The 1,805-nt window shown below is 56.5% G+C and carries 2 protein-coding genes; both read right to left on the reverse strand.

Annotated features, from left to right (window positions below):
• The coding region (locus DWX39_RS10725; protein WP_147336410.1) for a PTS sugar transporter subunit IIC at positions 1-575 on the reverse strand (575 nt) is incomplete at its 3' end.
• A gap of 225 nt (positions 576-800) precedes the next feature.
• Positions 801-1,691 carry a DMT family transporter gene (locus DWX39_RS10730; RefSeq protein ID WP_233508943.1) on the reverse strand — a complete coding sequence of 297 codons (891 nt, stop codon included), beginning with the start codon at positions 1,689-1,691 and terminating at the stop codon, positions 801-803.
• Positions 1,692-1,805 lie beyond the last annotated feature (114 nt).

The raw sequence follows: 1,805 nt of genomic DNA on the forward strand, positions 1-1,805 counted from the left end.
ATGGCGAAGCCCATGGCCGGCAGGATGTTGGCGGCAACGCCGCAACCGTCGATGATGAAGGGCGGGATGAAGTCGAGCAGACCCTGAATGGCGTCGGAACCCAGATAGAAGGCGCCGCCGCACAGCAGGAAGTACTCAACGCAACCCCAAATTCCAATTCCCCAATGAACGGCGTAGATGCCTTTGAGGTTTCCCTTGAGGGCGAACTTGTCTGCCATATCGACAAACACAGGGAACAAAGCATTGGTAATGTTGCCGATCGTCAGCGAAAGGACGGCGATGGGCATGGCGAGCGCGATGGCCGTCTCGGTACCCTGACCGAGCTGAATGGCAAACGCGCAGGCGAGCACGCCGCCGACGGTTTCGTTGGGCGGTACGTAGGCGCCGATGGAGATCGAGCCCATGAACAGCAGCTCCAGGCTGGCGCCAACGGCAAGGCCGGTCTGCAGGTCCCCCAGCACCAGGCCCACGAGCGGGCACAGGACGATGGGGCGGAACGCGTAGAGGGTGCCGAGCTGGTAGTCGAGACATCCAAACGCTCCGACTAAGCCGACGAGGATTGCTTGGACAAGCATAATTCCTCCCAATAAGGAATCTCGAACCGTCGCCACTCCCGTCGCGCGCGTTGTTGATATCAATTCCGGGAGTTCGATTACACGGCTCGAAGCGTACCTGGTGTGCTGCTAACACCCATGCCAGGTACAAATGATTTGATACCAATTATAGGTATGCAGGTCCTTACTATTTAATACCACTCGCTCAGCGGGGTGTTTTTTACCGTAAACGGCAAACGTATCCCATCAGGCATGTTCCTTGTTTCGATGGCGGACAAGCGCCACCAGAAAGCCATCGCCAAAGGCATCGGATGCCAAGTTGGCCACAATCACCAAAACGATAATCGACGCACCCAAAAACTCGTTCCAGCGAAAGACCTCGCCAAAGAGGAGCGCCGACCAGCAGGGAGCGAGCACGACCTCGCTCATGCAGACCAAGTTGGCCGCAAACGCGTTGGTGCGCGCAATCCCCTTAGCATACAGCACGCTCGCAAGGCCGCTGCAAAAAAGGCCATGCACCAGCATGAGCCCCCACTCAAATGGTCTCACGGAGTCTAGGGCGCCGGCAAAATAGACGATCGGCAGCATCGAGATACCGCAGGAGATGAGCGAGGACACCATGGGCGACGCATCGGGGCGAGAGTTCAAAAAGAAACACAGCCCAAAGGTGGCGCCCGAAATGACGGCAAGCAGGTTGCCGAGCATGCCCTCGACACTCAAATCACCTAAAAAGAAAAGACCCATACCCGTAAAAGCAACCACCACGGAGGCAATCTTCGCAGGCGAGGGCAACGTGTGTGTTGCGAGCGATTGATATACGATAACGAAAATCATCGAGGTGTACTGCAAAACGATTGCGTTGCCGACCGTCGTGAGCTGGTTGGCAAAGTTAAACGTGGTGCCCGTCACGAAGTTGCAGACGGCCACAAGGACAATAAGACGGCTGACGCGGAGGACAGGCCTGCCGACGAGCAGAATAAAGAGCGCCATAAATATTGCCGTGACGGCACCGATCAATAGAGCTGACTGCGAATTTGCGTGAACGAGGATGCCGATAAAGCTCCACAAGAGCGCCGTGCCAAATAGATACATCGCCCCGCTCACGCCATTATCGGGTGGATTGTCAGATTGAATCACGAAGCACCTCCAGCTAGCTTTCGATAATAAAAAACGGCGACCACAACGGGTCGCCGTTTCCCTTGGGGGCAGATAATAGGCCGGGCCCTTACGCCAGCACGCCGAAGAACGCGC

This window comes from Collinsella sp. AF19-1LB (assembly GCF_003459655.1).
Classification (GTDB): Bacteria; Actinomycetota; Coriobacteriia; order Coriobacteriales; family Coriobacteriaceae; genus Collinsella.